Source organism: Shewanella sp., from assembly GCF_013214165.1.
Taxonomy (GTDB): Bacteria; Pseudomonadota; Gammaproteobacteria; order Enterobacterales; family Shewanellaceae; genus Shewanella.
Window position 1 is genome coordinate 1 of sequence record NZ_JABSSM010000138.1, and the last position, 5,823, is coordinate 5,823.

The 5,823-nt window shown below is 46.2% G+C and carries 5 protein-coding genes; 4 read left to right on the forward strand and 1 reads right to left on the reverse strand.

Translation table 11 applies throughout. From position 1 onward, the window contains the following. Positions 1 to 252: 252 nt before the first annotated feature. The 4 genes from map to HRU42_RS20295 all read left to right on the forward strand — a co-directional run bounded on the left by map (position 253) and on the right by HRU42_RS20295 (position 5,198). Positions 253 to 1,050 carry a type I methionyl aminopeptidase gene (gene map / locus HRU42_RS20280; RefSeq protein ID WP_295033806.1) on the forward strand — a complete coding sequence of 266 codons (798 nt, stop codon included), beginning with the start codon at positions 253 to 255 and terminating at the stop codon, positions 1,048 to 1,050. A 97-nt stretch (positions 1,051 to 1,147) separates the two neighbouring features. Next, on the forward strand, positions 1,148 to 3,721 hold the full coding sequence (glnD, locus tag HRU42_RS20285) for a bifunctional uridylyltransferase/uridylyl-removing protein GlnD (protein WP_295033814.1): 2,574 nt from the start codon (positions 1,148 to 1,150) through the stop codon (positions 3,719 to 3,721). Positions 3,722 to 3,787: 66 nt separating this feature from the next. Continuing rightward, entirely contained in the window at positions 3,788 to 4,612 is an 825-nt protein-coding gene (gene dapD / locus HRU42_RS20290) for a 2,3,4,5-tetrahydropyridine-2,6-dicarboxylate N-succinyltransferase (protein ID WP_295033808.1), read from the forward strand. Between the two features lie 241 nt (positions 4,613 to 4,853). Then, entirely contained in the window at positions 4,854 to 5,198 is a 345-nt protein-coding gene (locus tag HRU42_RS20295; protein WP_295033810.1) for a DUF3718 domain-containing protein, read from the forward strand. 109 nt (positions 5,199 to 5,307) lie between these two features. Here the strand turns inward: HRU42_RS20295 and HRU42_RS20300 are convergent. Further along, a partial coding sequence (locus HRU42_RS20300) for a formyltetrahydrofolate deformylase (RefSeq protein WP_295033812.1) occupies positions 5,308 to 5,823 on the reverse strand: 516 nt, incomplete at its 5' end.

Sequence of the window (5,823 nt, forward strand, 5' to 3'; positions counted from 1 at the left end):
GTGTGTGATTTAGTATTTAATAAATAGCCATGTATAATGGCCGCCATCTTAACTCTACATCCTAGGTTTTTTGCTAGAATCCCTATTACATTGAATAGTGAGTATCTTCACACCACCAAAGATGAGATTAGAGTCAAACATAACGGCGCGCTTTATACCATATTAGGACAGATAACACAAATTTTTAGAGTGTTTGACACTAATAAAATGCGCACCAAAACCCTCATAAATCGAGACACGAGAGATAGCTAAATGAGTATAGTGATAAAGACTGGTGAAGAGATAGAAAAAATGCGCGCCGCAGGCAAGTTGGCGGCCGAAGTACTAGAGATGGTGGCTCCCTTCGTTAAACCCGGTGTCACCACCAATGAGCTGAATGATATTTGTGCCAAATTTACCGAAGAACATGGCGCCATATCGGCCCCACTCAATTATCATGGCTTCCCCAAGTCAATCTGTACCTCTATCAATGATGTTATCTGCCATGGTATTCCCAGCGATCGAGTCCTCAAAGACGGTGACGTCCTCAATATCGACATTACCGTAATCAAAGAGGGTTTTCATGGTGATACGTCGAAGATGTTTTTAATTGGTGATGTCAGCCCCAAGGATATGCGCCTGTGCCGTGTCGCTCAAGAAAGCCTATATGCCAGCATACGTAAGGTACGCCCAGGGATGAAATTGGGTGAGATTGGCACCATAGTCGAGAAGTTTATCAAGACCAAGAAAACCGGCCTGGAAAAATACACCATAGTCAAAGATTATTGTGGTCACGGTATCGGAGCCGGCTTCCATGAAGAGCCTCAGGTCATGCACTACAAGAATAGCGATAAAACGGTATTAAGACCCGGTATGTGTTTCACCATTGAACCCATGATAAACGCGGGCCGTCACACCTGTATTCTAGATAAGAATGACAACTGGACAGTGACCACTTCCGATGGTAAAAACTCCGCCCAATGGGAACATACTTTACTCATCACCAAGACAGGCGTTGAAGTCTTGACCCTGCGCTCAGAGGAAGATTTCCCAAGAATCATCAACCACTGATAATAGCCAGCCTCTTCATACTCAGTACCAGTTAACTTGATTGGTACTTTTTGTATGCTCAACCCGCTAGCTTAGGCATTAAGGGAACTCTATGACCATTGAATCGGCGCAAATTGCCAAGGTGGCACTGTTCGATCAAAATGATGAACTACTGACTCGCTTTCGCAACAAAGATCCCATCAAGCAACTCGTCGCCCAGCGTAGTCAGTTTGTCGATTCGATACTGCAACAGGAGTGGCAGAGCCACGGACTCGACAAATTTGCTATCGCTCTCATCGCCGTTGGCGGATATGGACGAGCCGAACTGCACCCTCATTCCGATGTTGACCTGCTATTTCTAATCGAGTCCGACCTTTGTCCCGATGCGGAGGCGGCCCTCAGCCAGTATATCGCCTTCCTGTGGGATGCAGGTCTTGAGGTAGGGCATAGTGTACGAAGTGTGGCACAAACCTTAGAGCAAGGTCGTCATGACGTCACTGTGGTGACGAATCTGCTCGAAGCCAGATTATTATGTGGTCCAGAGGCGCTCTATCAGTCTCTGCATCAAAGCATTCGCCGAGACGATTTTTGGCCGGCAAGTGACTTTTTTATCGCCAAGCGAGACGAGCAATTTGCCCGCCACGCCAGAGCCAGCGCCTTCGATCTTGAACCGAATATTAAGACCTGCCCGGGGGGATTGAGGGACATACATACGGTCGCTTGGGTGGCGATGAGATACTTCGATGCGGCCAAGGCTGAGGATCTGGTCGAACATGGTTTTCTCGACAGGGATGAGCTCGAGGAGTTGCTCGAATGCCAGTACTTCCTGTGGGAACTCAGATTTGCCCTGCACCTGATCTCCGGCAGAGATGAAAACCGACTCTTGTTCGACCTGCAACGCCAAGTCGCCGATCTTATGGGCTATGAAGACTCGACTCAGCTCGGTGTCGAGCAGATGATGAAACGTTACTATCGCACGGTCAGACGTGTGATGGAACTTAACCAGATGCTATTACAACTGTTTAAGCGTGCCACTTTAGGACAGACTAATGCCCTAGGTATAAAGAAGATAAATGATGATTATCAACTACGCGGCACTTATATCGAATCACTGAGCACCGATATTTTCCAACGGCCCGTGGAAATAATGATGCTTTTTCTGCACGTGGCAAAAAACTCTAATATCAAGGGAATATATGCACCAACATTGAGAAGCCTGCGCAGGGCCAGACGTCAGCAATCTCAACCCTTGATGAACCACGCCGATTGCAGAGCGATATTTTTAGAGATATTAAAACACCCCAGAGGCATTGCCTCGCTATCCTTGATGCACAGTCACGGTGTGCTATCAGCCTACCTGCCAGCATGGCGAAATATCGAGGGGTTGATGCAATTTGATCTCTTCCATGCCTATACGGTCGATGAACATACCCACAGACTGCTACAGAACATAGAACGTTTCTCTCATCCGGAGCAGAAAGATGAGTTCCCTCTGGGTTCTGTGCTGATCAATCAACTGCCCAAGAAAGGCTTACTGGTTTTAGCCGCTATCTTTCACGATATCGCTAAGGGCCGTGGTGGTAATCACAGTAAGTTAGGCGCCATAGATGCGCGGGACTTCTGTAAACTTCACGGCCTCAATGATCACGATGGCAGACTGGTGTCCTGGCTGGTAGAAAATCATCTGCTGATGTCAATCACGGCGCAACGGCGCGATATCTCAGATCCCGATGTGGTGGCCGAATTTGCCGATAGGATCCGCGATGCGGTTCACCTCAGCTACCTTTATTGCCTGACGGTAGCCGATATTTGCGCCACCAATGAGAAAACATGGAACAGCTGGAAAGGTTCTTTGCTGCGAGATCTCTACTTTTCAACCCAGAGGGTGTTAGCCAGAGGCAAGGAAAAACCCGTCGATATCAGGGCTAGGGTGAGAGAGAATCAAGCTAAAGCTAAGAAAGAGCTGCTCAGACGAGGCATTAAAGAGAAAAGCTTAGATCTGTTATGGCAAAGATTTAAAGCCGATTACTTTTTACGCCACCAGCCCAATCAGATAGCCTGGCACTCAGAAGCCATCATCAAACACAAACATGATGAGCCATTAGTCTTGCTCTCCAAGCATACAACCAGAGGTGGCACTGAGCTATTTGTCTATGCACAGGATAAACCTAAACTGTTCGCCACTGTGATGACCTTGCTCGACAATAAAAACATCAATGTCCATGATGCCAGTATCATGACCTCAAAAGATAATTATGCGCTGGATTCTTTTGTCATTTTAGAGCAGGATGGGAGCCCAGTTGCACAGATAGCGCGTATTCAAGGGATTAAAAAGGCGCTGGTAAAAGCCCTCAGTGGTGACACGCCTAAATTACCTAAGTTTAAGAAGCTCCCTCGTAAGATGAAGCAATTTAAAGTGCAAACACTGGTGAGTTTCCTGCCATCACGCCGTCATGGAACCAGCATGATGGAGCTTATTACTTTAGATAGCCCAGGGCTATTAGCCAAGGTCGGCGATACATTATACCGATGTGACATAAAGCTGATGGCCGCAAAAATTACCACCATAGGCGAGCGTGCGGAGGACTTCTTCATGCTACAGAATGCCGATGGAGAACAATTGAGCCAGATTCAACAGCGTGAGTTGAGTGATAACTTGACTCAAGCGCTCGATCGGCCACAGCAAAATTAGCGCAAACATATAAATATTCACTGTTTTTAATATAACATTCACTTATAACTTATTCTGGAGAAGTAAATGGAGGCTTTACGCCAACGTATAGAGGCGGCTTTTGAAGCGCGCGCCGAGATCAGCCCTAGCACAGTAGATGCGAGTGTACGTGCTGATGTTGAGAAAGTAATTAACATGCTCGATAAGGGTGAAGTCAGAGTCGCCGAGAAGATTGATGGCCAATGGCACGTTCACCAATGGCTGAAGAAAGCCGTATTACTCTCCTTCAGAATTTTCGATAACGCGGTTATCGATGGCGGAGAGACTAAATACTTCGATAAAGTCCCGATGAAATTTGCCGATTATGATGAAGCACGCTTCAGAGAAGAGGCTATTCGTGTCGTACCGCCGGCAACAGTACGTAAAGGGTCTTTCATCGGCAAGAACACTGTGCTGATGCCGTCTTACGTAAACCTGGGTGCATATGTCGATGAAGGCACCATGGTCGATACCTGGGCCACAGTAGGCTCATGTGCCCAGATTGGCAAGAATGTCCACTTATCAGGTGGCGTCGGCATAGGTGGTGTATTAGAGCCATTACAAGCGGGTCCGACTATTATCGAAGACAACTGTTTCATCGGTGCACGTTCTGAAGTGGTAGAAGGTGTTATTGTCGAAGAAGGCTGCGTGATCTCTATGGGCGTCTACCTTGGTCAAAGCACACGCATCTATGATCGTGAAACTGGCGAAATCCACTATGGTCGCGTTCCTGCAGGCTCTGTCGTGGTATCGGGTACCTTACCTTCTAAATGTGGTAAATATAACCTCTACGCCGCCATCATAGTCAAGAAAGTCGATGCCAAGACACGCGGTAAAGTCGGCATCAATGAACTGCTAAGAATTGTTGACTAAAACTAAGCCGTTTTATCCGCTAGTCACCTTCGCAGATAGATAAGATGACAATGCTTAAAATCCCACTTTTGGTGGGATTTTTTATGCCAACTCAGTTAAAAACACAAATTGTTACTCAGTGAAACACTCTGTTCCCAGCGCCACATTTTGATACATTTATATACAACTAGCTTACAGCATTCCTAGCAGAAACCAGCTTAAATCATAGCAGCCCTCAAACAAAAAGACGTTAGGAGCACCCATGAAAAAACTACTCGCTATCGCAGTGTTCGCTCTATCTCCAATGGCATTTTCAGTTTCAGCTGGCATGACGACGCATATGGAAAACACCCTAGTGGCCGTCTGTAAAGCCGGAGCCAGTAACAGCTTGTTCAAGTTCAGAGATACCATGAAGAGCTACCACATTAACAAGCAGAGAATTTTCCCACGCTTAGTCTGTAATGGTGAAAGCTTGCATCAATTTGCCTTGAGCCATGGCGCGGATAAGACGGCGGGCAAGATATCCCCCTATATTAGGGGAACGGTAACCATTAGAGATATTGCCATGACCTATGGTTCGGATGAAATAATGGCCGTTAACTATTAAGGTTAATGTTCTATATTACTTCTATCATAAAGAGCCTTTATTGGCTCTTTTATGACTCGTTTTAAATGACTAATTTTCGAGATTAATTCATCGGATGCTGCAATGCTGTTTAAAACACCACTGTCTTATTGCCATACACTATGACTTCTTCGTGTAATACCAGCTGCAGCGCCTTACTTAACACACTCTTCTCGACATCGCGTCCGTTCTTAGCCAAGTCTTCGGCACTAAAACTATGATCCACCGGAATGACATCTTGCTTGATGATGGGACCTTCGTCTAAACAATTATTCACGAAATGCGCCGTGGCACCAATGATTTTCACCCCCCTTTCCCAAGCCTGACGATAGGGAGAAGCACCTATAAATGCGGGTAAAAACGAATGATGAATATTGATGATGCGATTGGGATACCTTGCAACAAATTCAGGGGTTAAAATACGCATGAATTTGGCAAGCACCACATATTCGGGCCGATAAGCCTCTATCACCTCGATCATCTTCTTCTCATGCTCGAGGCGAGTCATTTCTTGATGACAGATAAAATGAAAAGGTATACCAAATTTATCCGCTAGGGGTTCGAGAGTCTCATAATTTGCCACTATCGCAGCAATCTCAACATCGAG

Coding starts and splice junctions, on each gene's coding strand:
- map (WP_295033806.1), top strand. CDS start 253: ATGAGTATAGTGATAAAGACTGGTGAAGAGATAGAAAAAATGCGCGCC.
- dapD (WP_295033808.1), top strand. CDS start 3,788: ATGGAGGCTTTACGCCAACGTATAGAGGCGGCTTTTGAAGCGCGCGCC.
- HRU42_RS20295 (WP_295033810.1), top strand. CDS start 4,854: ATGAAAAAACTACTCGCTATCGCAGTGTTCGCTCTATCTCCAATGGCA.